General features: G+C 66.4%; 29 protein-coding genes. 11 read left to right on the forward strand and 18 right to left on the reverse strand.

Annotated elements, in window-relative coordinates; all coding sequences use genetic code 11:
- Both VJV41_RS01605 and VJV41_RS01610 read left to right on the forward strand, forming a co-directional pair.
- The coding region (locus tag VJV41_RS01605) for a hypothetical protein (RefSeq protein ID WP_325330621.1) at positions 1–176 on the forward strand (176 nt) is incomplete at its 5' end.
- A 294-nt stretch (positions 177–470) separates the two neighbouring features.
- Positions 471–1,553 carry a PAS domain-containing protein gene (locus VJV41_RS01610; protein ID WP_325330416.1) on the forward strand — a complete coding sequence of 361 codons (1,083 nt, stop codon included), beginning with the start codon at positions 471–473 and terminating at the stop codon, positions 1,551–1,553.
- Here VJV41_RS01610 and VJV41_RS01615 read toward each other — a convergent pair.
- From VJV41_RS01615 to ssd, 7 genes are all read right to left on the reverse strand, one after another.
- On the reverse strand, positions 1,550–1,873 hold the full coding sequence (locus VJV41_RS01615) for an Rv3654c family TadE-like protein (protein WP_414684852.1): 324 nt from the start codon (positions 1,871–1,873) through the stop codon (positions 1,550–1,552). The two genes, VJV41_RS01610 and VJV41_RS01615, sit on opposite strands and share 4 nt — an antisense overlap.
- A gap of 19 nt (positions 1,874–1,892) precedes the next feature.
- On the reverse strand, positions 1,893–2,141 hold the full coding sequence (locus VJV41_RS01620) for a TadE family type IV pilus minor pilin (RefSeq protein WP_414684853.1): 249 nt from the start codon (positions 2,139–2,141) through the stop codon (positions 1,893–1,895).
- A 74-nt stretch (positions 2,142–2,215) separates the two neighbouring features.
- Positions 2,216–2,422: a DUF4244 domain-containing protein gene (locus VJV41_RS01625; protein WP_325330420.1), complete on the reverse strand. Its 207-nt coding sequence runs from the start codon at positions 2,420–2,422 to the stop codon at positions 2,216–2,218.
- A gap of 26 nt (positions 2,423–2,448) precedes the next feature.
- The gene (locus VJV41_RS01630) at positions 2,449–3,024 is read right to left on the reverse strand and encodes a type II secretion system F family protein (RefSeq protein WP_325330422.1); all 576 of its coding nucleotides are present in this window, start codon (positions 3,022–3,024) and stop codon (positions 2,449–2,451) included.
- On the reverse strand, positions 3,021–3,806 hold the full coding sequence (locus tag VJV41_RS01635; RefSeq protein ID WP_325330424.1) for a type II secretion system F family protein: 786 nt from the start codon (positions 3,804–3,806) through the stop codon (positions 3,021–3,023). The genes VJV41_RS01630 and VJV41_RS01635 overlap by 4 nt, the downstream gene beginning before the upstream one ends.
- On the reverse strand, positions 3,803–4,969 hold the full coding sequence (locus VJV41_RS01640) for a TadA family conjugal transfer-associated ATPase (RefSeq protein WP_325330426.1): 1,167 nt from the start codon (positions 4,967–4,969) through the stop codon (positions 3,803–3,805). Before VJV41_RS01640 ends, VJV41_RS01635 begins: the two co-directional genes overlap by 4 nt.
- The gene (gene ssd / locus VJV41_RS01645; RefSeq protein ID WP_325330428.1) at positions 4,966–6,030 is read right to left on the reverse strand and encodes a septum site-determining protein Ssd; all 1,065 of its coding nucleotides are present in this window, start codon (positions 6,028–6,030) and stop codon (positions 4,966–4,968) included. The genes VJV41_RS01640 and ssd overlap by 4 nt, the downstream gene beginning before the upstream one ends.
- A 430-nt stretch (positions 6,031–6,460) precedes the next feature.
- Here ssd and VJV41_RS01650 point away from each other — a divergent pair, with 430 nt between their 5' ends.
- Positions 6,461–7,318, forward strand: coding sequence for an HAD-IB family hydrolase (locus VJV41_RS01650; protein WP_325330430.1), 858 nt, complete (start codon positions 6,461–6,463; stop codon positions 7,316–7,318).
- Positions 7,319–7,737: 419 nt separating this feature from the next.
- Here VJV41_RS01650 and VJV41_RS01655 read toward each other — a convergent pair whose 3' ends face one another.
- Together VJV41_RS01655 and VJV41_RS01660 are read right to left on the reverse strand one after the other, a co-directional pair.
- Positions 7,738–8,520 (reverse strand): oxidoreductase, encoded by a 783-nt coding sequence (locus VJV41_RS01655; RefSeq protein ID WP_325330432.1) that lies wholly within the window; start codon positions 8,518–8,520, stop codon positions 7,738–7,740.
- Positions 8,492–8,986 carry a DUF6653 family protein gene (locus VJV41_RS01660; RefSeq protein WP_325330434.1) on the reverse strand — a complete coding sequence of 165 codons (495 nt, stop codon included), beginning with the start codon at positions 8,984–8,986 and terminating at the stop codon, positions 8,492–8,494. The genes VJV41_RS01655 and VJV41_RS01660 overlap by 29 nt, the downstream gene beginning before the upstream one ends.
- Positions 8,987–9,069: 83 nt before the next feature.
- Here VJV41_RS01660 and acs point away from each other — a divergent pair, with 83 nt between their 5' ends.
- Entirely contained in the window at positions 9,070–11,034 is a 1,965-nt protein-coding gene (gene acs, locus VJV41_RS01665) for an acetate--CoA ligase (RefSeq protein ID WP_325330436.1), read from the forward strand.
- On the opposite strand, the gene VJV41_RS01670 is transcribed toward acs, so the two are convergent.
- Positions 11,031–11,720, reverse strand: a complete 690-nt coding sequence (locus VJV41_RS01670; RefSeq protein WP_414684855.1) for a S1 family peptidase — start codon at positions 11,718–11,720, stop codon at positions 11,031–11,033. The two genes, acs and VJV41_RS01670, sit on opposite strands and share 4 nt — an antisense overlap.
- Positions 11,721–11,875: 155 nt before the next feature.
- Here VJV41_RS01670 and VJV41_RS01675 point away from each other — a divergent pair, with 155 nt between their 5' ends.
- Both VJV41_RS01675 and VJV41_RS01680 read left to right on the forward strand, forming a co-directional pair.
- A complete protein-coding gene (locus tag VJV41_RS01675) occupies positions 11,876–12,394 on the forward strand; it encodes a phage holin family protein (protein WP_325330440.1) in 519 nt (172 codons plus the stop codon).
- The gene (locus VJV41_RS01680) at positions 12,395–13,372 is read left to right on the forward strand and encodes an alpha/beta hydrolase (RefSeq protein WP_325330442.1); all 978 of its coding nucleotides are present in this window, start codon (positions 12,395–12,397) and stop codon (positions 13,370–13,372) included.
- Here the strand turns inward: VJV41_RS01680 and marP are convergent.
- Genes marP through nth form a run of 4 tightly spaced genes read right to left on the reverse strand, consistent with a single transcriptional unit; the run spans position 13,369 to position 16,674 of the window.
- Positions 13,369–14,559: an acid resistance serine protease MarP gene (marP, locus tag VJV41_RS01685; protein WP_325330444.1), complete on the reverse strand. Its 1,191-nt coding sequence runs from the start codon at positions 14,557–14,559 to the stop codon at positions 13,369–13,371. The two genes, VJV41_RS01680 and marP, sit on opposite strands and share 4 nt — an antisense overlap.
- Complete coding sequence (locus VJV41_RS01690; RefSeq protein WP_325330446.1) at positions 14,556–15,338, reverse strand: CoA pyrophosphatase; 783 nt, start codon at positions 15,336–15,338, stop codon at positions 14,556–14,558. The genes marP and VJV41_RS01690 overlap by 4 nt, the downstream gene beginning before the upstream one ends.
- Positions 15,335–15,982 carry a TlpA disulfide reductase family protein gene (locus VJV41_RS01695; RefSeq protein WP_325330448.1) on the reverse strand — a complete coding sequence of 216 codons (648 nt, stop codon included), beginning with the start codon at positions 15,980–15,982 and terminating at the stop codon, positions 15,335–15,337. Before VJV41_RS01695 ends, VJV41_RS01690 begins: the two co-directional genes overlap by 4 nt.
- Positions 15,983–15,993: 11 nt before the next feature.
- Positions 15,994–16,674 carry an endonuclease III gene (gene nth, locus VJV41_RS01700; protein ID WP_325330625.1) on the reverse strand — a complete coding sequence of 227 codons (681 nt, stop codon included), beginning with the start codon at positions 16,672–16,674 and terminating at the stop codon, positions 15,994–15,996.
- A 263-nt stretch (positions 16,675–16,937) separates the two neighbouring features.
- On the opposite strand from nth, the gene VJV41_RS01705 reads away from it, so the two are divergent.
- Positions 16,938–17,231: a hypothetical protein gene (locus VJV41_RS01705; protein ID WP_325330627.1), complete on the forward strand. Its 294-nt coding sequence runs from the start codon at positions 16,938–16,940 to the stop codon at positions 17,229–17,231.
- Positions 17,232–17,333: 102 nt separating this feature from the next.
- Positions 17,334–18,008 carry a cAMP-activated global transcriptional regulator CRP gene (crp, locus tag VJV41_RS01710; RefSeq protein ID WP_041312815.1) on the forward strand — a complete coding sequence of 225 codons (675 nt, stop codon included), beginning with the start codon at positions 17,334–17,336 and terminating at the stop codon, positions 18,006–18,008.
- A 30-nt stretch (positions 18,009–18,038) separates the two neighbouring features.
- Here the strand turns inward: crp and VJV41_RS01715 are convergent, their stop codons facing one another.
- The 3 genes from VJV41_RS01715 to VJV41_RS01725 are packed head-to-tail and all read right to left on the reverse strand — an operon-like array spanning position 18,039 to position 19,451.
- Complete coding sequence (locus VJV41_RS01715; RefSeq protein ID WP_325330452.1) at positions 18,039–18,815, reverse strand: MBL fold metallo-hydrolase; 777 nt, start codon at positions 18,813–18,815, stop codon at positions 18,039–18,041.
- 22 nt (positions 18,816–18,837) lie between these two features.
- Positions 18,838–19,293, reverse strand: coding sequence for a RidA family protein (locus tag VJV41_RS01720; RefSeq protein WP_325330454.1), 456 nt, complete (start codon positions 19,291–19,293; stop codon positions 18,838–18,840).
- The gene (locus VJV41_RS01725) at positions 19,290–19,451 is read right to left on the reverse strand and encodes a hypothetical protein (RefSeq protein ID WP_325330456.1); all 162 of its coding nucleotides are present in this window, start codon (positions 19,449–19,451) and stop codon (positions 19,290–19,292) included. Before VJV41_RS01725 ends, VJV41_RS01720 begins: the two co-directional genes overlap by 4 nt.
- Positions 19,452–19,496: 45 nt before the next feature.
- Here VJV41_RS01725 and VJV41_RS01730 point away from each other — a divergent pair, with 45 nt between their 5' ends.
- Both VJV41_RS01730 and VJV41_RS01735 read left to right on the forward strand, forming a co-directional pair.
- Complete coding sequence (locus VJV41_RS01730; protein ID WP_325330458.1) at positions 19,497–20,516, forward strand: ArsA family ATPase; 1,020 nt, start codon at positions 19,497–19,499, stop codon at positions 20,514–20,516.
- 21 nt (positions 20,517–20,537) lie between these two features.
- Positions 20,538–21,662, forward strand: coding sequence for an ArsA family ATPase (locus VJV41_RS01735; protein ID WP_325330459.1), 1,125 nt, complete (start codon positions 20,538–20,540; stop codon positions 21,660–21,662).
- Between the two features lie 7 nt (positions 21,663–21,669).
- Here VJV41_RS01735 and VJV41_RS01740 read toward each other — a convergent pair whose 3' ends face one another.
- Positions 21,670–22,026 carry a WhiB family transcriptional regulator gene (locus VJV41_RS01740; RefSeq protein WP_325330461.1) on the reverse strand — a complete coding sequence of 119 codons (357 nt, stop codon included), beginning with the start codon at positions 22,024–22,026 and terminating at the stop codon, positions 21,670–21,672.
- A 296-nt stretch (positions 22,027–22,322) separates the two neighbouring features.
- Here VJV41_RS01740 and ponA2 point away from each other — a divergent pair, with 296 nt between their 5' ends.
- Positions 22,323–24,773, forward strand: a complete 2,451-nt coding sequence (ponA2, locus tag VJV41_RS01745) for a transglycosylase/D,D-transpeptidase PonA2 (RefSeq protein WP_325330463.1) — start codon at positions 22,323–22,325, stop codon at positions 24,771–24,773.
- The last annotated feature ends 6 nt before the right edge of the window (positions 24,774–24,779 follow it).

Below are 24,779 nucleotides of genomic sequence, written 5' to 3' on the forward strand. Positions count from 1 at the left end.
TCGACACCTGGTGGGCAGCGACGGCCGCGGCGATCGAGGCCTGCGAATGCCCGCTCGGCTGCCCGTCATGCGTCCAGTCGCCCAAGTGCGGCAGCGGCAACGACCCGCTCGATAAGGACGGCGCGGTGAAGGTGCTACGTCTGGTGCTTCGCCAGCTGGCCGATGATGGGTCGTGAGCCGCCGATGGTGGCGACCGACCCCTCGACGGTCGCCCCCACGGCTCTGCGGCCGGGGCGCCGAGATCGCGCACACCGAGCACACAGACAGTTGCGGCGAACGGCCGGACAACGCGATCCGTTCCCAATCCCGGAAGTCGGGTGCAGTCGAAAAGTACCTTGTGGCAGGGGTTATTGCAACTAAGGAATGCTTTACCGAACCAAGTCGGAAGCTCACCACCAGCGAAGATCGACTAATTTCGAAGTGAACGTTCGCCGCGAGGCGGCAATTAGCGCATGGGTAAAATGCCGGGCATGACCCACGACTGGCTGCTCGTGGAAACATTGGGCAGCGAGCCCGCCGTGGTCGCACAAGGCCGTCAAACCAAGAACCTCGTTCCAATCAGCGCGTTTTTGCGGCGCAACCCCAACCTGATGGCGATCCAGACGGCCATCGGCGAAACAGTGCGCGCCGGTGTCGGCCTGAGCAGCATCACGCCAAAGAATGACCGCGTGATCCGCACAGAAGTTGTACAGATGTCCGATGGGTTAACGCACGGTGTACACGTGTGGATCGGTCCGCCGGACATGGAACCGCCCGAGCGCCCCGTGCCGGGACCTTTGAAGTGGGACCTCACCAACGGCGTCGCGACCGATACCCGGGAGTCGTTGTTCAACAGCGGCCACGACCCCGACGCCGAGGCCACGGAGGGTCGGGCGTTCGCCGAAGACCTGCCCATGCGAGACCTCAATCCGAGTGAAGCCACCGTGCTGGCCATGTTGATGCGACCCGAGCCTGGCATGACATTCTGCAACTCGTGGGATATCACCGACTACAAGGGCGAACACGTCAATATTGGTTGGGTTGCGCGGACGCGGATAGAGAGCGAAGACGACGGCAGTGAACTGCTGATCTGCCGGGCGATGAACTGGCGCAGTGAGCGCGATTACTCGACCGACCCTCACGACAACCTCGCAGAGCGAATTCTCAACGGCTTAAGGCAACCCGGCGTCCATCGTGCCCTCGTCGACCTACATCACTGGAAGTTGTTGAAGTGGCTGGACGAGCCGGCGCCGTTTTTCGACTGGCGGGCCCGCGAAGCCAGCGACTCCGTCGTGCACCCCGACGATGCGCCCCAGATGGCGAGAATGACAATCGAATTCGGCACCGGTGCGACCTCCGGCATCCTGAGGTTGAGAGCCAACGACGGCGGATGGACACCGGTGCACATGACCATCAACCGCGTTGAAATCGACAAGGACACATTCGCAGGACTGCTGGCATTGCGGATCCCCGCCGCGCAGGAGCTGGCTGCGGCCGGACTAGAGGATGCTGGCAGCAGCGTCGGGGCGGAGCGAAAACCCAAGCAACACAAGGGTAAAGCGACTAAATCCTAGCCTCCCGTACTGGCTGGGCCAGCCCTGGCTGCGGCGCCCGCCGAACCCACACCGATCCTGCCGAACGACACCGGCGCGTCGACGGTCACGATCACATCGAGTTCGTCCACCGTGCATTGCGAAATCGCCGTGCGCATTGCCCGCGCCAGTGCCGATGCCCGCGCGCACGCCTGCTCCGCGCCACCTGCCAGTCGGCCCGCCGCGGCGAGTGCGGCCAAGTCAGCCGACGCCTGGGCACGGTGGCGGGCGATCACCGCCGAGCCGACACATACCGCGCCCATCGTGATCGACAACAGCACCGCCATCATCGCGACGGCCACCAAACTGGCCGAGCCACGATCATCCGCGCTCGACCGCGGCCACCGCTTCCGCCGCGACGGTGACACCCGGCAACAGCGCCGATCGTGCCGTGACTGACGCGACGACGAGGTCGCCGTTGCGCCGTAGCTGCACGGCGGCACCGTCGGGCGCGGTGTTTCGTGCGACCTCGGCCGCCAAAGCGTCGTCGCCTCGCGCGGCAAGGCGGGCGGCTTCGCGGGCGGCGTCCACACAGCGCACCTGCATCGAAACCGCTGTGAGCCCCGACACGCACAGCGTGAGCACGACGACAAGAGCCGCGATCGCGAACGCCGCCTCGACGGTGACACCCCCCGACTCATCGGCTATACGTTGGTGTTGAGCGCTCGGGTGATGATGTTGGTCAACGCGCTGACGATCGAATCGCCGGTGACGACCGTGTACAGGATCGCGCCGAACGCCGCCGCCGCGATGGTCCCGATCGCATACTCCACCGTCGACATTCCGGCGTCGTCGACCGCGAGCAACGTCAGCCGCGTCCACAATGCCCGAATCTTTCTCTGCACCAACATGTTTCCTCCTCATCGCTCGATTGCCATCAGATGACACCAGATTGCAGGACGTCGCCGGCCAGCCCGGCGACCACAGGGATGATGCCCAGACACACGAACGCCGGCAGATAACACAAGCCCAGCGGACCGGCGATCAACACCGAGGCGCGCTCGGCGGCAGCGCCCGCCACGTCGGCCGCCTCACGCCGCGACTGCTCGGCCAATTCCGCGACGCCATCAGCCAGCGCCGCACCAGACGTCGCCGATCGCCGCGCGAACCTCATCAGCGCCTCGGTGTGTTTGTCGTGCGGTAGACCGGAGTTCGACCACGCCGTCGCGGGATCGGCCCCCAATGCCAACAAGTCGGCGGCCCGGTTGAGTAGCCGCGCCAACGGCGGTGGAGCCGACGATGCGGTCGCCGCCGCGGCGGTCGACACCGCCATCCCGGAGCGCAGACATGCCGCGAACACGTCGAAACTGGAGGCGGCGGCCAGCGGGTCATTCGAGGCCGACGGTGCCGGCCGCTGCCGGGCCGCACCGCTCAAACCGGCTCGGATGCGTACGCGCGACGAATCGCCGCTCGCCAGCACGGCGGCTGCCAAAAGCACAGCGGCCCACGTCATGTCATCATCCGCCCGGTGATGCGATCCGACCACAGCAGCCCGCAGCACACCAACGCGACACCGATGATCAACATCCATCCGCCCGCCCCACCCGCCAGCAGAAAGGTCAGCGGGTCGGCACCGATCAGCTGACCGAGACACAGGCCCAACACCGGCAGCCCGGTCAGTACCGCGGCCGTCGCGCGGGCGCCGGCCATGCCAGAGTGCACGCTGGCCGAGAAGCGTTCGTGCGCAACGATGTCACGTTGCGCGGTGTGCATCAGCGCCGCGATGCCCAAGCCATACGACTGGGCGAGTTGCCAACACACGGCGAGACGATCCCAATACGCAGGCGTCGGTGAGCGCAGTGCCACGCTGTGCAACCCGCCCACCACGTCGGCGCCGAGCCGGGCTCTGGCCGCGACCGCGCGCAACGACATCGCGACCGCACCGTCGGACTCGTTGGCGGCGCTCTCGAAGGCTGCGACCGGATGCGCGCCCACGCGCAGTTCGGAGACGAGGGCATCCAATGCGCCCTGAAGGGCGGCCGATTCGGCCGCACGTCGCCGCTGCCGGACGTGTTGTCGGTGACGCATTGCCAACGTGGCGCCGACGATGCCAACCGCCACGACGACACTCGCCGGAAGCACGACGACCGACGTCACCACGAGAATCCCCGCACTGGGCAGCACCGGGAACCGTCGTCGCACCGGTGCGACGAGCCGCAGGGCCTGGAGCCGGTGCCGTGACGCGGTCGGCGCGGCCAGCACGGCCAGTGCCAGGGCGAGCGCCGCTCCGCTCATGACCGGCCCCGTCCATACAGCAGCTGGCGCAGATACTTTGCGCCGCAACCCCATCCATCGTCGGCATCCCATGCCGTCAGGACGTGGACACGGCCGTCGTCGCCACACCGCAGGACTGCGATCTCGGTGAGCCGGCGGTGTCCGCTGCGGTCGCGGATGATGTGCAGCAGCACCTGCACCGCGGCGGCGAGTTGACTGTGCAGAGCCGCGCGATCCAGCCCGCCGAGCGCTGCCAACGCCTCGAGCCGCGCGGGCACCTCGGCGGGATTGTTGGCGTGCACGGTGCCGGCACCGCCGTCGTGGCCGGTGTTGAGTGCGCCGAGCAGATCAACCACCTCCGCACCGCGAACCTCGCCGACCACAATCCGATCGGGCCTCATCCGCAATGCCTGCCGGACCAGATCGCGCACTGTCACCTCGCCGATGCCTTCCACGTTGGCGCAGCGCGCGACGAGCTTCACCAGATGCGGATGCCGCGGCGCCAGCTCGGCAGCGTCCTCCACGCAGACGATGCGTTCGTCAGCGGAAACCGCGCCCAACATCGCGGCCAACATCGTCGTCTTTCCGGCGCCCGTGCCGCCGGAGATCAGAAACGCAAGCCTCGCTCCGATGATCTCGCCGAGCAGCTCGGCAGCGGCCGGCGCGATCGTGCCTGTCTGCGTCAGCGCCGCGAGGTCCTGGGTGACCGGTCGCAGCACGCGCAGTGACAGACAAGTTCCATCGGCGGCAATCGGTGGCAGCACCGCATGCAGCCGGACGGTGAACTGGCCGGCGCCCAAACCGGTCAGTTGCCCGTCTACCCACGGTTGTGCCTCATCCAGGCGCCGCCCGCACGCCAATGCCAGCCGTTGCGCGAGCCTTCGCACCGCCGCCTCATCGGCGAACCGGATAGTGCTGCGGCGCAATCCTTTTCCGTCGTCCACCCACACCGCGTCGGGCCCGGTGACCAGGACGTCTGTGGTGTCGTCCGCCCGGAGCAGTGGCTCGAGGATGCCCGCGCCGGTCAGTTCGGTCTGCAGCACCCGCAGGCTGTTCAGCACCTCGGTGTCGCCGAGAACGCCACCCGATTCCGCGCGGATCGCATCGGCCACGACGGTCGGCCGCAACGGCGCGGCCTCGGCCGCCAGTCGCTCGCGCACCCGGTCGATCAGTGAAGCGCTCATGCGGCGGTCACCGTCGGGTGCTGTTGGAGGACCGCCAGGACCCGGCGCGCCGCCACCGCGAGCGGAGACCGGGGGCCGACCTTCACCCCGCCGCGCTCCAGCGCGTCGGCGACCCCGGCCTGTGCCCGCATCGCCGCGAGCAGCGGTAGTCCGACGCCGGCCGCGACATCGGCCGACCGCAATCCGCCCGGCGACGGCCCACGCACCACGACACCGGCGTTCGGATTGATCGTCGCCACCCACCGACCGATCGCCGCGGCCGCGGCGCACGCCCGCACATCGGCTGGGCACACGACGGCCACGAGGTCGGCTGCCTCGAGCGCCGTCTCCACCGCGGCGGTGGATCTCCTGGGGACATCGCAAATCACCGTCGCGCCTCCGCGACTGCCTGCTTCGATGACCGCGCCCAGCGGCGCGGCGTCGATATCGCCGCCGCAGCGGCTTCCCGACAACACACTGACTCCATCGCGTCGCGGCAGCGCGTCCCGAAGGGCGGCGAGGTTCAACCGGCCACCCTGCAGGGTGAGGTCTGGCCAGCGCAGACCCACTTCGTTTTCGCTACCGAGCAGCAGGTCGATGCCGCCGCTCCAGGGGTCGGCGTCGATGAGTAGCGCGTCGACAGCGGTCTTCGCCACCGCCGTCGCGAAGACCGAGGCACCCGCCCCGCCGCGCCCGCCGATTACGGCGACGACCGCGCCGCGGCGCGCGTCGTTGCGCGAAGAATCTGCAGCTTCGGAGAGTTCGGCCATCAGGACGCCGTCCTGCTCGGGCAGTGTGATGACGTGTTGGGCGCCGACGGCGATGGCTGCCTGCCAGTCGGCGGCGGCGGGTTGGACGCGGCCGGTGAGCACGACACGACCACGCCTGGGCAACCCGCGCTCGGCACACCGTAGAGCGGCTTGCACGTCAACCAACACGGCCGCCGCGGCCGTCCAGACCTTGCGGCTCGACGGTTCCGCGGCGTGGATCACCTGCACACCGGCGGCCGCGGCGACGCGGTCCACATCGTCGCGCAATAGCGGGTCTGCCACCAGCGCCAGGATCGCATTGACTTCGGTCATGACCCCCAGCCTGCGGGCAGGCGACGACAGCCGCCATCACCATCAACGGCGTCTGTGGATGAATCAGGAGTTGTGGACAGGCATGACATACGGAGCGGTATGTAGGTCATGAAAATGGTATTCCGCAACTATCGGCGACCGTGAAGGGTTATCCGCTTTGCGAAAAGAGGTCCATAAAAGGGACGACCCCCGCCAGGGGGGGAGGAGGCGGAGGTCGTCGTGTATCAGCCCCGGGGGGTCGGGCTGATGCACACCCGGCATAAGCCGAGTAATGCTCACTATACACACGGCAGTACGGAACAGCGCAAGTACCGGATCCCAGAAAAGCACCGCGTAGCAGGAAAGATTGCAGTCACCGGCAGGTGTCGCGAACTGCCAAGTTATACACTCTGTCGTCTCCTGTCACACGAAGGCCCCTATGCTGGGCGTTGTGACCGCATCCGATCCGGTGGCCCGGGGGTTGACGACGCCGCAAATAAGCCCAGCAAACGACCGGCGTGTCCGTACGGCGGCCTTCTTCGATCTTGACAAGACGGTAATCGCCAAATCCAGCACCCTGGCTTTCAGCAAACCTTTCTTCGACCAAGGGCTAATCAATCGGCGGGCCGTTCTGAAGTCCACCTACGCGCAGTTTTTGTTCTTGATGTCCGGCGCCGACCACGACCAGATGGACCGGATGCGCTCGTACGTCACCAACATGTGCGCCGGATGGGACGTCGAGCAGGTGAAGTCGATCGTCGGCGAGACGCTTCACGACATCGTCGACCCACTGGTGTTCGCCGAAGCCGCAGAGCTGATCGCCGACCACAAACTGTGCGGCCGCGATGTGGTCGTCGTCTCGGCCTCCGGCGAGGAGATTGTCGCGCCCATCGCGCGTGCGCTTGGCGCCACGCATGCGATGGCCACGCGGATGGTTGTCGATGAGGGCCGCTACACCGGCGAGATCGCGTTCTACTGCTACGGCGAAGGCAAGGTCGAAGCGATCCGCCAGCTCGCGGCTCGTGAGGGCTACGCACTCGAGCACTGCTACGCCTACTCCGACTCGATCACCGACCTGCCGATGCTCGAAACCGTCGGCCATCCGACGGCGGTAAACCCCGACCGCGCACTGCGCAAAGAGGCCGCGGGGCGTGGCTGGCCGATGTTGACTTTCTCCAAACCGGTATCGCTTCGCGACCGAATTCCCGCGCCGTCGGGCGCCGCGGTCGCGACCACTGCGGCGGTCGGCGTCAGCGCTCTGGCGGCCGGCGCGCTGACCTACTCGCTGTTGCGACGGTTCGCCCTCTAGACGAGCTACTGCGCGTAGTAGCTGGCCGCGCGTCGTAACGATCAGGGATCGCACAGAATTTCGCCCTTGATGTGACCGGGGTCACGGAGTACAAAGGAAGCACGGAAGCCCGACGAGGCCAAGGCCGAACCGGAAGAGAAGGTTCGATCTCCCGAAGGCGGGCTACCCAGCACGGATCCCGGCACCCACGCGGAGCACATGCCGCGGAATAGGCAAAAGTGTTGCGGGCCTGCGCAATTGCGAAAAGCGGACGACAAATGACGACCCTTTGGGTAGGGATTGTTAGTCGAAGCGCATCGTAAGGACGCCGAGGCCAACCCACGTAACCCACAAAGCACGCTTGGTAACCGGAGTCCGTGCTAGCGGGCGGCGAGCCGAATCAGTTCGGAGCGTCGCCCGCTTCACGTTGCTGGGCCAATCTACGACGACGCAGCCGCGGCGATGGAAAGCGCTTCTCGCGCACCGGCATGCAACGCCCTACAGTTCAACAGCAGCCACGCTGTCAGGCCGTCAGGAGTACCCGACGAGAAGCCGCGCGCCGCGGCACGGTAGTCGCCCGAATGGCGCATCCAGTAGATCTCCGGCACGCCAAGGCCGTGCGGATCCAGACCACTGGCGATCGTCACCAACCGCGAAACCGCACGGGCCACCACACCGTCGGCCGTGCCGAACGGCTCCAGTGTCAGCAGCTCGCCGTGGACGACCGCGGCCAGAACAGGTGCGGGCACTTTGGTGCCGCCGGTGACGATGTCGGCGAGCAGCTCGAGGCGCCTGCCGATGTCGGCGTCCCCGCGGGGACGTCCGAGGCGATCATCGTCGGCCAGATCGGCGGCGGCCAACGCGTGCAGCCGCGCGATGGCTTGAAGCGGAGCCCGCTGCCAAACCCCGATCAACGAGGTCGCGCCGCCCTCCAACGCCTCCGACACCCGCAGCGCGCCGGCCAGCACCGGGTCGGGGTCACCGCCGTCCGACAGCTGCAGTGAGCCACCGTCGAGCACAGAGGACGCCCGGGCCGCGCGCAGAGACGCCTCGGCGGCCGTCGCGGGCCAGCCGCGCAGATTCGTGCGGTGCCGATGAGCGCGACCCAGTGCCTCCCGGGCCTCCTCGCTGGCCACCGCCACGCCGGGCAGCTCGGCCAGCGGAGCTAACGGATCGGAATTCACGGCGGCTACGCTAGCCCGCCGCACCGCGGTCCTGCGCATTCGCCCGGATCCGGTCCTCATAAAACGTTACGAATCTGTCGATCCGCCACAGCTGGCCAAGCACGATCAGGCTGGCGCCGAAAACCGTCGGCCAGACCTCAAGCGTCACCAGCCCGAACGCCAACAAAGCCATACCCGCACTGCCGATTCCGATTAGCAGCCGCAGCACGACCCGGTGATCGGCCGGCACGTGGTGGCGCTCTTGCAACCACAGCTTCTCGCCGTAGATGCCTTTGGCCGCCCAGCTCTCGGGCGTCTCGACGGGGGCGAATACGCGCGGGTTGAGCCACAGCCACAGGAGCACCACCGCGATGGGTATCAAACACCACCAGCCGAGCCACACCCGACTCCAGATCGCCATGATCGCCAGAGGGATCGCCGCAAATCTGGTCCACACGCTCCACGGATTGGCGTGACGCTTCCAGGCCTCGTCGGACATCCCGAAGGCCCTCGCAACCTTCGACATCACCTCCACGTCCGCCATTCTCGTCGCGCGGGCCCTGTGACATGCCAACGTCGACGCAACGTTGGGTGACTACGCTCACAGGCATGACCGACACGCGCGCCGAAGTCCAGTCGTCTTTCCCGCCGCCGCCGGAGTTCGCGGCCAGCTCCAACGCGACCGAGGAGCTGTATCGCGAGGCCGAACAGGACCGGTTGGCGTTTTGGGCCAAACAGGCCAACAGGCTGTCGTGGCAAACACCGTTTTCCGAGGTGCTCGACTGGTCGGAGGCGCCGTTCGCGAAGTGGTTCATCGGCGGCAAGCTCAACGTCGCCTACAACTGCGTCGACCGCCACGTCGAAGCCGGCAATGGCGATCGGGTCGCAATCCACTGGGAAGGTGAGCCCGTCGGTGACGCCCGGACGCTGACGTACTCCGACCTACTCGCGGAGGTGTGCAAGGCGGCCAACACGCTCACCGACCTCGGAATCACGGCGGGTGATCGCGTCGCGATCTACATGCCGATGGTGCCGGAGGCGATCGTGGCGATGCTCGCGTGTGCGCGCCTCGGAGCGCTGCACAGCGTCGTGTTCGCCGGGTTCTCGGCGACGGCGCTCAAGGCGCGCGTGGAGGACGCCGAAGCCAAACTGGTGATCACCACCGATGGGCAGTACCGGCGCGGAAAGGCGGTGTCGCTCAAGGAAGCTGTCGACGAGGCGGTCGGCGACCAAGCTTCGGTCCAGCATGTGCTGGTGGTTCGGCGCACCGGTATCGACGCGCCCTGGACCGCTGGCCGCGACTTGTGGTGGCACGAGACCGTCGAGTCGGCGTCACCGGTACACACACCCGAAGCGTTCGACTCGGAGCATCCGCTGTTCTTGCTCTACACGTCGGGCACTACCGGTAAGCCAAAGGGCATCATGCACACCTCTGGCGGCTACCTGACGCAGGCGTCGTACACGCACTACAACGTGTTCGACATCCAGCCGGACACCGACGTCTTTTGGTGCACAGCCGATATCGGTTGGGTCACCGGCCACACCTACATCGCGTACGGGCCGCTGTCGAACGGCGCGACACAGGTGGTGTACGAGGGCACTCCCGCGTCTCCGGATGAGCACCGGCACTTCCAGGTCATCGAAAAGTATGGTGTGACAATCTATTACACCGCGCCCACGCTGATTCGCACGTTCATGAAGTGGGGCCGCCAGATTCCCGACGCGCATGACCTGTCGAGCCTGCGACTGCTGGGCACCGTCGGCGAACCGATAAACCCGGAAGCGTGGCGCTGGTATCGGGACGCCTTCGGCGGCAACAAGACTCCGATCGTCGATACCTGGTGGCAGACCGAGACAGGCGCCGCGATGATCTCACCGCTTCCCGGCGTCACCGACTGCAAGCCCGGCTCGGCGATGAAACCGCTGCCGGGGATATCGGCAAAGGTGGTCGACGACGACGGCAAGGACCTGGTGCCCGGTGCTGACGAAGGCGAGCACGTCACCGGATATCTGGTGCTAGACGAGCCGTGGCCGTCGATGCTGCGCGGCATCTGGGGCGATCCGGAGCGGTTCAAGGAAACCTACTGGGAAAGATATGCCAAGCAGGGTTGGTACTTCGCCGGCGACGGCGCCCGGTACGACAGCGACGGCGCGTTCTGGGTCCTTGGCCGCATCGACGACGTGATGAACGTGTCAGGACACCGGATTTCGACCGCCGAGGTCGAGTCCGCGCTCGTCGGGCATTCACACGTAGCCGAAGCGGCTGTCGTTGGCGCCACCGACGATCAAACCGGCCAGGCGATCATCGCATTCGTCATCCTGGAAGCCAGTGCCGCGGACAAGACACACGAGCACATGGTCGACGAACTGCGCGCCGAAGTGGCCAAGGAGATTTCGCCGATCGCCAAGCCGCGGGAGATCCACGTCGTGCCCGAGCTTCCGAAAACCCGCAGCGGCAAGATCATGCGACGGCTGCTGCGCGACGTCGCCGAGGGCCGCGAACTCGGTGACACCTCAACGCTTGTCGACCCCGGCGTATTCGAGGCGATTCGGGCCAGCAAGGCCGAGGACTAGGCAGCCGGCGCGCCGACCGGGACGAAACCCGAACCCGGCCGGTTCTTCGCGGTGATGTCGGCCAGCTGGGTGTTGAACGACATGGTCACCGCGGGCGTGTGCAGCGGGATGTACTTGACCACACACGTCGGCAACTCCTGGCTGAACGCGCCGTGGATCATGCCGACGAGGCGATTGTTGACCGTAACCGGCGCGCCAGAGTCGCCGGGCTGACCGCACACCTGGTTCACGATCGTGCCGGGCTGCTCGCCCGGTCCCCACGTCACACCGCACGAATAGCCGGTGGTGCGGCCCAGCTTGCAGGCGATATCGCCGAACACCGGGTCGGGGCCGAGGCCGTCGATTTCAAAACCTTTGACGTTGTTGACCGGCTGAACCTTGGCCGGGTCGAATTGGATGACCGCATAGTCGAGGGTGTCGTTGCCGGCGACCATCGTGCCGATCACACCGGCATTGGTCACGCCTTCGGCCTCGACCCGTGCGCCGGGGCCGCCGCAGTGTGCCGAGGTGAAGCCGATCAAGTTGCCGCGGTTGTCATTACCGATCGCAGTGAGTGTGCACAGCGTGTCGCCCTCCACCACGATGCCCGAACCGCCCCCAAGCGGGACGAGGCCGTCGGCGGCGGCGATCGGGGTGGTGGGCAGATACAGCGCAGCCAAGGCGATGATCGCCGCAAGAATCGTCAGGCTGCGGCCGCTGGTCTTCAATGCCTACCCCTATCGACGCCCGACCGCCCAACCATTCAAACCGGGTCAGTCTATCGTCGGCCGGGATCGTTTCGCGGGACGCCACATGGCAACATGAACCGCGACTAACAGCAGACTCGGGGAGGGCGTGTTCCGTGAGCGATCGCACCAATGGCGTGCCGACCACCGTTACATCGATTCCCCTGGTGGATCCGCACGCCGCCAAGGCCGACCCGTCCATCGGCGACCTCGTCAAGGATGCGACGGCGCAGGTGTCGACGCTGGTGCGGGCCGAGGTCGAGCTGGCCAAGGCCGAGATCACCCGCGACGTCAAGAAGGGCCTGACGGGCAGCGTTTTTTTCATCCTCGCGCTGGTGGTGCTGTTCTACTCGACGTTCTTTTTCTTCTTCTTCCTCGCCGAGCTGCTCGACACCTGGCTGTGGCGCTGGATCGCGTTCCTCATCGTGTTTGCGCTCATGCTCGTGGTAACCGCGGTGCTCGCACTGTTCGGCTATCTCAAGGTCAGACGAATCAGGGGTCCGCAGCAGACGATCGAATCGGTCAGAGAGACCCGCGAAGCCCTGACGCCGGGCCACGACAAGGCGGACAAGGCGCTCACGTCACCGAACGGCCAGGGCTCCTCGGCGTCGACGGCCGACCCGTCGGGCTGGTAGATGCCCCCGCCGCCCGATCCGTCGGTGGTGCGCATCGACGGTCCGTGGCGCCATCTGGAGGTGCACGCCAACGGAATTCGCTTCCACGTCGTGGAGGCCGAATTCAAGGACCGAACAACTGGGTCCACCGGCGCGGCCTACGCGGCTCCGGCGACCGACCGGCCGCTGGTCATCCTGCTGCACGGTTTCGGGTCGTTCTGGTGGTCGTGGCGCCACCAATTGCGGGGCTTGGCCGGCGCGCGGGTGGTTGCGGTCGACCTGCGCGGCTACGGCGGTAGCGACAAACCACCGCGCGGTTACGACGGCTGGACACTGGCGGGTGATACGGCAGGCTTGGTGCGCGCGCTCGGCCACAAGGCGGCCACACTGGTGGGTCACGCCGACGGAGGCCTGGTCTGCTGGGCGACGTCGGTATTGCACCCGCGAATGGTGCGGGCCATCGCGGTAGTCAGCTCCCCGCATCCGGTCGCGCTGCGCGCTTCGGCGCTGACGAGGCGCGACCAGGGGCTGGCACTGCTGCCGTCGATGTTGCGCTATCAGATGCCGATGTTGCCGGAGCGGTCACTCACGCGGCACAACGCGGACGAATTGGAGCGGCTCGTCCGCAGTCGTGCCAGCGAGAAATGGCTTGCGTCAGAGGATTTTTCCGAAACCATCCGGCACATGCGGCAGGCCATCCAGATCCCGTCGGCGGCGCATTCGGCGCTTGAATACCAGCGCTGGGCGGTGCGCAGCCAGCTGCGCGGGGAGGGCCGCCGGTTCATGCGTTCGATGAAACGGCCTCTTGGCGTTCCGGTGCTGCACCTGCGTGGCGACGCGGACCGGTATGTTCTGGCCGACGCGGTCTATCGCACACAGCACTACGCCCCGCACGGCCGCTACGTATCCGTCTCCGGCGCAGGACATTTCGCTCACGAGGAAGCACCGGAGATAGTCAACGACCAGCTGTCACGATTCCTTGCGCAGGTGTGCGGCTAGCCGACGCACGCGCCGGTCGCGACGCGTTGCGTGTTGCCGATCTTGGTGAGCTGACGCGAGACTTCATTGGCGGTCAGCACGAAGCCCGTATCAGCATTGTCCACCGCGGCGCCAAACACCACGCCCAGCACCCTGCCATTGCGGTCGATCATTGGACCGCCCGAGTTGCCTTGGCGCACAGTCCCTCTGATGGTATACACCTCGCGGGTGACGGTGGTGCTGCGGTAGATATCGGGCCCGTTGAGCTCGATGATCTCCATGACGCGGGCTGGCGTTGCGACGAAGTCACCGCCGCCGGGGTAGCCCATCACGATGCCATCGGTGCCCGTCGGCGCAGGCGCGTCAGTGAACTGGAGGGGTGCCGACGGCAAGCCGGGCACATCGAGAATCGAGATGTCGGCCCCCGAGTCGTAGGACACCACGCCCGCGTCGTACGTCTGCCCGTCGACCTCGACCGTCACGGTGTCCGACCCCGCGACCACGTGCGCATTCGACATCACCCGATTGGGCGCGACGACGAAACCGCTGCCCTCCAATACCTTTTGGCAGCTCGAAGCGACACCGCGGATCTTCACCACGCTCGGCCGGGTGGCGGCGACGACGGAGTCGTTGGCCAGCGCCGCGTCCGGCGGGGCGACCGGGACGATCGGCGTGCGGCTGAACGGCTGCAGCACATCAGGTAGGCCGGAGGAGTCGATCAGTCCCGCCTTCAACCGCGCCGGCACCGATTTCAGCCAGCTCGGTGCCACCTCGTCGACCTGAGCCAGCACCTTGGAGCCCCGGACGGCGGCAGCCAGGTTCGGCTGATCCGAATTCTGCAGCGGCGAGGCCAACATCCAGGCCGCCACCACCACCGCAATCAGCTGCAGGCCGACCCCGATCACCGAATCGAAGGTCCGCAGCGCGCGGTTGCGGATGGCGCCACGCACCGCGCGGCCCAGCACGACGCCGGCGATTTCACCGATCACCACCAGGGCGAGGATCAGGAACAACGCCACGAATAGCTTTGTGCGGGCACCGCTGATGTGGTTGACCACGTGGGGCGCCAACAGCACGCCGGCCACCACGCCGAGAACCACCCCGACAAATGACAGCAAGGAGCCGAGCGCGCCGGAGCGCCAGCCGGAGATGGCCGCCACGAACCCAATCGCGAGGACGGCGAGGTCAAGCCACTGTGACGATGTCATTGTTGGGCTTCACCGTAGCTGTCCTCATGCCCGACGAGCGCCATTGCCTCGTCGAGTTCTCGAACGTCGTCGGTGTGCCACGGCTTGGCCCAGCCCGCAACGTCGAGCATCGCGGAGATCACCTGACCGGTGAAGCCCCACACCAGCATCTCATTGAGCAGAAATGCCGGACCGGCGAACCGGCGGGTGTTTTCCTTGCGGTACACCATGATTCGGTTCTCAGGGTTGATGAACGCGCGAACCGGGACACGTGCGACGATCGCGGTTTCGGCCTCGTTGACGACGGCTACCGGGCCGGGATCGGGCGAATAGGCGAGCACCGGAACGACGTGGAAACCCGACGGCGGAATGAACATCCGCTCCAAGGTGGTCAGCGGGTGCAGGCGGCTGGGATCGATACCCGTCTCTTCATTGGCTTCGCGCAACGCGGTGTGCACCGGCCCGGTGTCGCCGCGGTCGACCGCCCCGCCGGGGAACGCGGCCTGGCCCGCGTGATGGCGCAGCGTCGATGCCCGCACGGTCACCAGCAAGTCGGCGTTGTCGGGCAGCCCGTCTGCAGCGGCGTCCTGCGGCCCCGAAAAGAGCACGAGCACGGCGGCATCTCGCTTGGCGCCGGCCAGCGCGGAATTCGCGTTGGCCGCCGTCACCATAGCGAGCACCTCCGGCGGCACGCGGCGCCGATAGGCGCGCTTGACGTGGTGAGAGTTCTCGACCAGCGGCTTGAGCCAGGGTGGGGCGGCGTCGGGAATCAGCTCCCCCGATTCGCTGTCCCAGCTCACCCCGCCGCTCCAATCTTCGGGTTCACCGCTGCGGCGATCTCGTCGGCGCTGGCGAACGACCGCGGCAGGACTTCGGCCACGCTACCGTCCTGGCGAAGAACCACGGTGGCAGGCATGACATTGGGCACCCGCAGCGCCGCGGCGATCAACCGGCGACCGTCCTGCAGCGTCGGCAGCCGCACGCCGAGCTCGGCCAGCCGCAGCAACGCCGCCGTCTCGTTCTCGTCCTGATGAACGGTCAACACGGTCACGTCGGGGCCGACGCGCCGCTGGTACTCGGCCATCGCGGGCAGTTCCTCGGCGCACGGTGCACACCAGTACGCCCACAGGTTGAGCACCACGGTCCGACCCGCGACGGCCTTGGCGACGTCCACGCTCGACCCGTCACCAGCGCATTCAAGGGTGATGCCATGCAGATGCTCTGGACCAGGGCCGGCTCCGGCGGACGGACACGGTTCGAGATCGGCACGGGCACGCGGCCCGGCCAGCGCCGCGGAGGTGTCGGCGTCGCGGCGGTCGCGGGCGGCGGACTGCCCGGTCGGCCCGCTCGGTGCACCGTCGTCACTCAGTTGCGTCCACAACCCCGCACCGAGCGCGACCACGACAACCATCACCGCGATGGTCCAGCGGGTCGACGTGCTCATCTGCGCAGGGTCTACAGCCCGGCCAGCGCCAGCAGGTGCTCGGTCTCCGGGCCCTTGACGAGCGGAGCGGCCACCAGCGGGTCGGTCGGGCCGGTGCCGAACGACGGGCAGTCCTTGGCCAGGGCACACACGCCGCACGCGGGTTTGCGCGCGTGGCACACACGGCGGCCATGAAAAATGACGCGATGACTCAATAACGTCCACTCGCTGCGCTCGATGAGCTCACCGACGGCGTGCTCGACCTTGACCGGATCCTCTTCGGCGGTCCAGCGCCACCGCCGCACCAGCCGGCCGAAATGGGTGTCGACGGTGATGCCCGGAACGTCGAAGGCATTGCCGAGGATCACGTTGGCCGTCTTGCGCCCGACACCTGGCAACGTCACCAGATCATCCATGGTGTTGGGTACCTGGCCGTCGAACCGCTCCACGAGTTCCTGGCCGAGCCGGATCAGCGAGTTGGTCTTGTTGCGGTAGAACCCGGTGGGCCGGATGAGTTCTTCGAGTTCGGTTCGGTCGGCCTGCGCATAATCCAAGGCCGTGCGGTAGCGCTTGAACAATGCGGGCGTCGTCAGGTTGACCCGTTTGTCGGTGCTTTGTGCCGACAGGATGGTCGCGACCGTCAATTCCAGCGGATTGGTGAAGTCCAGCTCGCAGTAGACGTGCGGAAATGCTTGCGCCAGTGTGCGATTCATCCGCCGCGCCCGTCGCACCAGACCGATGCGAGTCTCGCCGTCCCACTTCCGGGAATCGGCACGCCGCGCCGGCTTGGCGGCCGCCTGCTTTTCGGCTGAACTCTCACCCACAGTCACGCAAGCCAGCGTACTTACGGGGTCCGACTCGCCCGCGACTCACCCACGCGCGGACCGGTGACAATTCGTGATCCCGCTGAGACCTTGGCCGTGTTTACTTCACCCTTGTGTCGTGGTTGCTCGTCGCGCTTATTCCGGGGTTGCTGATGCTGGCAACATTCGGGCTGCAGCGACTCGAACAGGGCCTGCACGACGACACCGTCTCTGCCACCGACGTGGTCAAGTTTCTCGAGCAAGCCGAACCTGATGATGTCAACACACTGGCGCGAGACGGCATGGGCCGCGCGCTGGACAGCCTGCAGCATCGGCTGCACGAACGGGAATGGCCGTTTGACGCCCGGACCGGTGTGCGTGATATGGCAAGTTTGCCAACACGTCTGTACGTGCATCACCGGTCTAATCCTGAATTTCAGCCGACTCGACATGCCAATCGTGTGTAGCGTGGCTAGTCGCGAATTGGCGTACCTCTAGACTGATCTCGCTAACCAGTAAGAGGTCAGCTTTGCGCATGTCATATCACCCAACAGCTTAAGAGGGGCAACGTGGACGAGATCCTGGCGAGGGCCGGAATCTTCCAGGGGGTTGAACCCAGCGCCGTATCCGCGCTGACCAAACAGTTGCAGCCGGTCGACTTTCCGCGCGGGCACACGGTCTTCGCCGAGGGAGAGCCCGGCGATCGCCTGTTCATCATCATTTCCGGGAAGGTCAAGATCGGCCGCCGGTCGCCGGATGGTCGCGAGAATTTGCTTACCATCATGGGCCCGTCGGACATGTTCGGTGAACTGTCGATCTTCGACCCCGGCCCGCGCACGTCGAGCGCTACCACGATCACCGAGGTGCGCGCCGTGTCGATGGACCGCGACGCGTTGCGCGCGTGGATCGCCGACCGCCCCGAAATCGCCGAGCAACTGCTGCGCGTGCTGGCGCGCCGGCTGCGTCGCACCAACAACAACCTGGCCGACTTGATCTTCACCGACGTGCCCGGCCGCGTGGCCAAGCAGCTGCTGCAGCTGGCGCAGCGGTTCGGCACGCAGGAGGGCGGCGCGCTGCGCGTGACGCACGACCTGACGCAGGAAGAGATCGCGCAGTTGGTCGGCGCCTCGCGTGAGACGGTGAACAAGGCGCTCGCCGATTTCGCCCACCGCGGCTGGATTCGCTTGGAGGGCAAGAGCGTTTTGATCTCCGACTCCGAGCGACTGGCACGCCGAGCGCGATAAATCGCGCCCGGCTAGCCAGCACCGCGCCCGCTAGGAACGCAAGTAGTCGAGTTGGGCTTGGACGCTCCACTCCGCTGCGTCCCATAGCTTTTCGTCGACATCGGTGTACACATGCTCGACGATCTGTCGCGCGCTCGCGTCGTCGCCGAGGGCACGCAACGCACCGCGCACCTGATCGAGCCGCTCGGCGCGGTGCGCCAGATACATGGCGCTGACGGCCTCGAGATCCGCAAGGTCGGGTCCGTGGCCGGGTAGCACGGTGCGGTGTCCCAGGCCGTGCAGGCGGCGCAGCGACTCCATGTAGTCGCCGAGGCTCCCGTCTTCCTTGTCGATGACGGTGGTCCCGCGGCCCAGCACGGTGTCGGCGGTCAGCACCGCGTCGTCGACCAGGAACGACAGCGAATCGGCGGTGTGCCCCGGCGTGGCCATTACCGTAATGCGCAGCCCCGCGGCATCGATGACTTCACCGTCGGTCAGCGGACCGCCCAAGCCACGCAAAAATCCACTGCCGACGGAACGCACCACCGCGCCGGTACGCTCGACGATCTTGTCGATGCCGCCGGTGTGGTCCTCGTGCTTATGGCTGATCAGCACCAGCGGGATCGGCCCGAGCTCGGCGATGTTCGCGATGTGCTCGTCGTCCTCGGGTCCGGGGTCGACGATCACCATCTCGTCACTGCCGGGCCCCCGCAACACCCAGGTGTTGGTGCCGTCGAGCGTCAGCAGCCCGGGGTTGTTGCACAGCAGCACCGACGCGGTCTCGGTGACGGGGCGCAATAGGCCGTACGCCGGGTGCTCGAGGGTCACGTCACCTCTGCCCGATCGTCGCTCACGCGACCTCGACGATGATCTCGACTTCCACGGGTGCGTCCAGCGGCAACTCCGAGACGCCGACGGCCGAGCGGGCGTGCGCGCCCGCCTCGCCGAACACCTCCCCGAGCAATTCCGATGCGCCGTTGATGACGCCCGGCTGACCGTGAAATCCGGCTGTTGACGCGACGAATCCGACGACCTTGACGACACGGGTGACGGCATCGATGCCGACAAGCGAGTGCACCGCGGCCAACGCGTTCAAGGCACACACCCGCGCCAGAGCCTTGCCGTCCTCGGGGGTGATCTCGGCGCCCACCTTGCCGGTGCCGATCAGCTTGCCTGAGCTCATCGGCAGTTGGCCCGCGGTATAGACGAGATTGCCGGTCCGCACCGCAGGCACGTACGCGGCCAACGGTGGGACGACGTCGGGCAGCTCGATGCCGAGTTCGGCCAGCTTTTGCGAGGCCGTCACTTGGGTCGCTTCAGATAGGCGACGTGCTGCTCCCCGGTCGGGCCGGGCAGTACCGACACGAGCTCCCAGCCGTCGTCGCCCCACTGGTCGAGGATCTGTTTCGTCGCGTGGGTCAACAGCGGGACGGTGGCGTATTCCCAACGGGTCGGTTCGCTCATGGGGCTGAGCCTATCGGGCGGCCTTCACCGCTTGGTTAGCATGCAGTGGTGGGTACTACCAACGGGGGTAATCCGGTCGGCTGGCCGTCGCGCCTGACCAAGGCGCGTCTGCATTTCGTCACCGGCAAGGGCGGTACCGGGAAATCTACGATCGCGGCCTCGCTCGCCTTGGCGCTGGCCGCCGGTGGCCGCCAGGTGCTGCTGGTGGAAGTCGAAGGGCGCCAAGGCATTGCGCAGCTGTTCGATGTTCCGCCGCTGCCCTACGCAGAGGTCAAGATCGCCACCGCGGACGGCGGTGGTCACGTCAACGCACTGGCCGTCGACACCGAAGCCGCATTCCTTGAATACCTCGACATGTTCTACAACCTGGGCCTGGCGGGCCGGGCCATGCGCCGGATCGGCGCGGTCGAGTTCGCGACGACGATCGCCCCCGGCCTGCGTGACGTGCTGCTGACCGGCAAGATCCGCGAGATCGTGACCCGCGCCGAGAAGGGCAAACAACCCGCCTACGACGCGATCGTGGTGGACTCCCCACCGACCGGTCGCATCGCCCGCTTCCTCGACGTCACCAAGGCGGTGTCCGACCTCGCCAAGGGCGGCCCAGTGCATTCGCAGGCCGAAAGCGTGGTCAAGGTGTTGCATTCCGACCTCACCGCCATCCATCTCGTCACGCTGCTGGAGGCGCTGCCGATCCAAGAGACGCTCGAAGCCATCGAGGAACTGCAGGAACTTGACTTGCCGATCGGCAGCGTCATCGTCAACCGCAACATCCCTGCCTACCTCTCCGCCGATGATCTCGCCAAGGCCGCTGAAGGTGACATCGATGCCGACGCGGTACGCGCGGGCCTGCAAAGCACAGGAATCACCTTGTCCGACAGCGACTTTGCCGGGCTACTTACCGAGACGATCCAGCATGCGACGCGCATCAAGGCGCGCGCCGAGAGTGCCGAACAGCTCGATGAACTCGACGTGGCGCGCCTGGAGCTTCCGCAGATTCCCGACGGCGTCGATCTTGGCAGCCTCTACGAACTCGCCGAAGCACTTGCCCACCAAGGCGTCCGCTGAGCGGACATTGAAAGGAAGTCGATGAGTACCACCCCGCCGGCCCTCGACATGGGCTCGATCCTCACCGACACCTCCAACCGCGTGGTCGTCTGCTGCGGCGCCGGCGGCGTCGGCAAGACCACCACCGCGGCGGCGATGGCGTTGCGCGCAGCCGAATACGGCCGCACCGTCGTGGTTCTCACCATCGACCCGGCCAAGCGGCTGGCCCAAGCGCTCGGCATCAAGGACCTCGGCAACACACCGCAACGAGTTCCGCTTGCACCCGAGGTGCCCGGCGAGTTGCACGCGATGATGCTCGACATGCGCCGGACGTTCGACGAAATGGTGCTCCAATACTCCGGCCCCGAACGGGGCGAAGCGATTCTGGACAACCAGTTCTATCAGACGGTGGCTACCTCGCTGGCCGGCACACAGGAGTACATGGCGATGGAGAAGCTGGGACAGCTTCTCGCACAAGACAAATGGGACCTGATCGTCGTCGACACCCCGCCGTCACGCAACGCACTGGACTTCCTGGACGCGCCACAACGGCTGGGCAGCTTCATGGACAGCCGCCTCTGGCGGCTGCTGCTGGCGCCGGGTCGCGGCATCGGCCGACTGGTGACCGGTGCTGTGGGATTGGCGATGAAAGCGCTATCCACCGTGCTTGGTTCGCAAATGCTTTCCGATGCAGCTGCTTTCGTTCAGATGCTCGATGCGACGTTCGGCGGGTTCCGCGAAAAGGCGGATCGCACCTATGAGTTGCTCAAGCGGCGCGGCACCCAGTTCGTGGTGGTGTCGGCCGCCGAGCCGGACGCATTGCGGGAAGCGTCGTTCTTTGTCGACCGACTCTCTGAGGAGCACATGCCCCTGGCCGGGCTGATCCTCAACCGCACCCATCCGACGTTGTGCGATCTGCACGCCGAGAAGGCCGAAGAGGCCGCCGAGGACCTCGAAAAGTCCGATCCGGACTCGTTGGCGGCCGCGGTGCTACGGATACATGCTGATCGGGCAATGACGGCCAAACGTGAGGTGCGGTTGCTGTCGCGGTTCACCGGCGCCAACCCGCATGTCGCCATCGTGGGTGTGCCGTCGCTGCCATTCGACGTGTCGGACCTGGAGGCGCTGCGGGCAATCGCCGATCAAATCACCGGCGAGGCGGCCTAGAAGCGGATCAGACCGCGCTGCGATGTTTGCGCTGGGCGCTGAAGAACTCGGCCCAGGAAATTACTTCGGGGTGCTGCTTGAGCAGAGCGCGGCGCTGGCGTTCGGTCATTCCGCCCCACACACCGAACTCGACACGGTTGTCCAGCGCATCGGCGCCGCACTCCAGGATCACCGGACAGTGCCTACAGATCACTGCGGCCTTGCGCTGGGCCGCGCCGCGCACGAACAACTCGTCAGGGTCTGCTTGGCGGCATCGGGCTTGGGATACCCAAGCGATACGAGCCTCGGCCTCCGCGCCTTGGACAATGCTGTGAGCCGTTGCGTTCGCCGTGGTCCTACGCGGGGCGGGCTTGATACCTGACACCAGCGATCCCTTCGTTCCAAGCCGCCCGCCGAGTAAGACGGCGACGGCGTAGTCCTCCGGTGTAGAACGCTGATGCGATCTACGCCACAGTATGCGGGCCGAGTGTGACCTGCATCGCACTGTGTGCTCAACTTAGGTGGTCAGGGGCGTTCTTGGCAACAGGGAAAACCCTACTTTTTTGGGACGACCGTGCCGTCAGCCAGCGAAATTGACGCTCGCGCAGGTCGCTGTATCTTCGCAGCCCGGCAATCGGCCGACAGAATCTGCCATTTTGCGACGTCGTTACTCTGTACACCATGCCGGAGCAGCCGCCGACCCGACCGCCGACGACAGTCACGGTCATCAAGCTCGCATGGTGCTGCCTGTTGGCCAGTGTGGTCGTCGCCGGGCTGATGTTTCCCGTGGTCGGCGGCTTCGGCCTGATGTCGAACCGGGCCTCCGACGTTGTCGCAAACGGATCGGCCCAACTGGTCGAGGGTGAGGTGCCGCAGGTGTCGACGATGGTCGACGCCAAGGGCAATGTCATCGCATGGCTGTATTCACAGCGCCGGTTCGAGGTGCCGAGCGATCAGATCGCCAACACGATGAAGCTGGCCATCGTCTCGATCGAGGACAAACGGTTTGCCGAGCACAACGGCGTCGACTGGCAGGGCACCCTGACGGGCTTGTCGGGTTACGTGTCGGGCAACCTCGACACCCGCGGCGGCTCCACCATCGAGCAGCAGTACGTGAAGAACTACCAGCTGCTGGTTATCGCGCAGACCGATGCCGAGAAGCGCGCGGCCATCGAAACGACTCCGGCGCGCAAGCTGCGTGAGATCCGCATGGCGCTGACGCTGGACAAGACATTCACCAAGCCGGAGATCCTGACCCGCTACCTCAACCTGGTTTCGTTCGGCAACGGTGCGTATGGCATTCAGGATGCCGCCCAGACGTATTTCGGTGTCAACGCCTCCGATCTGAACTGGCAGCAGGCGGCTCTGCTGGCGGGCATGGTGCAGTCGACGAGCACGCTGAACCCGTACACCAACCCCGACGGCGCGCTGGCACGGCGAAACCTGGTGCTAGACACCATGATCGACAATCTGCCGGAGCACGCGCAGGAACTGGGCGCAGCCAAACAACAGCCGCTCGGCATCTTGCCGCAGCCCAACGAGCTGCCCCGAGGTTGCATCGCCGCGGGCGACCGCGCGTTCTTCTGCGATTACGCGCTCGACTATCTGGCCCGCGCAGGGATCAGCAAGGAACAGGTCGCCAAGGGCGGCTACATGATCAAGACCACGCTGGACCCCGACGTGCAGATCCCGGTGAAGTCGGCGATCGACGGCATCGCAAGCCCCGGTCTGACCGGCGTCGCCAGCGTGATGAGCGTGATCAAGCCGGGCAAGGACGGCCATCGGGTTCTGGCGATGGCCAGTAACCGCACCTACGGCCTTAACACCGAGGCCGGCGAAACCATGCAGCCGCAGCCGTTCTCACTGGTCGGCGACGGTGCAGGTTCGGTATTCAAGATCTTCACCACGGCCGCCGCGCTCGACATGGGCATGGGGATCAACGCGCAGCTGGATGCGCCGGCCCGGTTCGAGGCCAAAGGGCTGGGCAGCGGCGGCGCCAAGGGCTGTCCGCCCGCCACCTGGTGTGTGCTGAACGCCGGCAACTACCGCGGCCAGATGAGCGTCACCGACGCGCTGGCCACTTCGCCGAATACCGCGTTCGCCAAGCTGATCTCGCAGGTGGGTGTGCAGCGGACCGTCGACATGGCGGTCAAACTCGGCCTGCGGTCCTACGCCCTGCCGGGGACAGCACGCGACTATGACCCGCAAAGCAACGAAAGCCTGGCCGACTTCGTCAAGCGGCAGAACCTCGGCTCGTTCACCTTGGGGCCGATCGAGGTCAACGCCCTCGAGTTGTCCAACGTCGCGGCGACGCTGGCGTCGGGCGGCGTGTGGTGCCCGCCCAACCCGATCGACAAAGTGATCGATCGCAACGGCAAGGACGTCTCCGTCACCACCGAAACGTGTGAGCAGGTGGTTCCCGAGGGTTTGGCCAACACCCTCGCAAACGCGATGAGCAAGGACGACCAAAGCCCTGGCACCGCTGCCGGCTCGGCCGGCTCGGTTGGCTGGGACCTGCCGATGTCGGGTAAGACGGGCACGACCGAAGCGCACCGCTCATCGGCCTTCGTCGGGTTCACGCCCTACTACGCCGCGGCCAACTACATCTACGACGACTCGACGACGCCGTCGGACCTGTGCTCGTTCCCGCTGCGACAGTGCGGGTCGGGAAATCTGTTCGGCGGCAACGAGCCCGCCCGCACGTGGTTCACCGCGATGAAGCCGATCGCCACCAGCTACGGCGATGTCAAGCTGCCACCGACGGATCCGCGCTACGTCGACGGTGCCCCCGGTTCGAAGGTGCCCAGCATTGCAGGCCTGAACCAGGACACCGCGCGTCAGCGGCTGAAGGAGGCCGGTTTCCAGGTCGCCGATCAGGCCAACCCGGTAAACAGCACCGCGCCGTACGGCACCGTGGTCGGGACCTCCCCGAGCGGACAGACGGTGCCGGGCTCGATCATCACGATCCAGATCTCCAACGGCATCCCGCCGCCACCGCCTCCGCCGCCCGCTGGTTTACCGCCGATACCTGGGATGCCACCTGAGATCGGCCAGACCGTCGTGGAGATTCCCGGCCTGCCGCCGATCACCGTGCCGGTGCTCGGTCCGCCGGCGCCTGCACCGCCGCCGTGATCGAGG

The organism is Mycobacterium sp. (genome assembly GCF_035274705.1).
In the GTDB taxonomy this organism is placed as follows: domain Bacteria; phylum Actinomycetota; class Actinomycetes; order Mycobacteriales; family Mycobacteriaceae; genus Mycobacterium.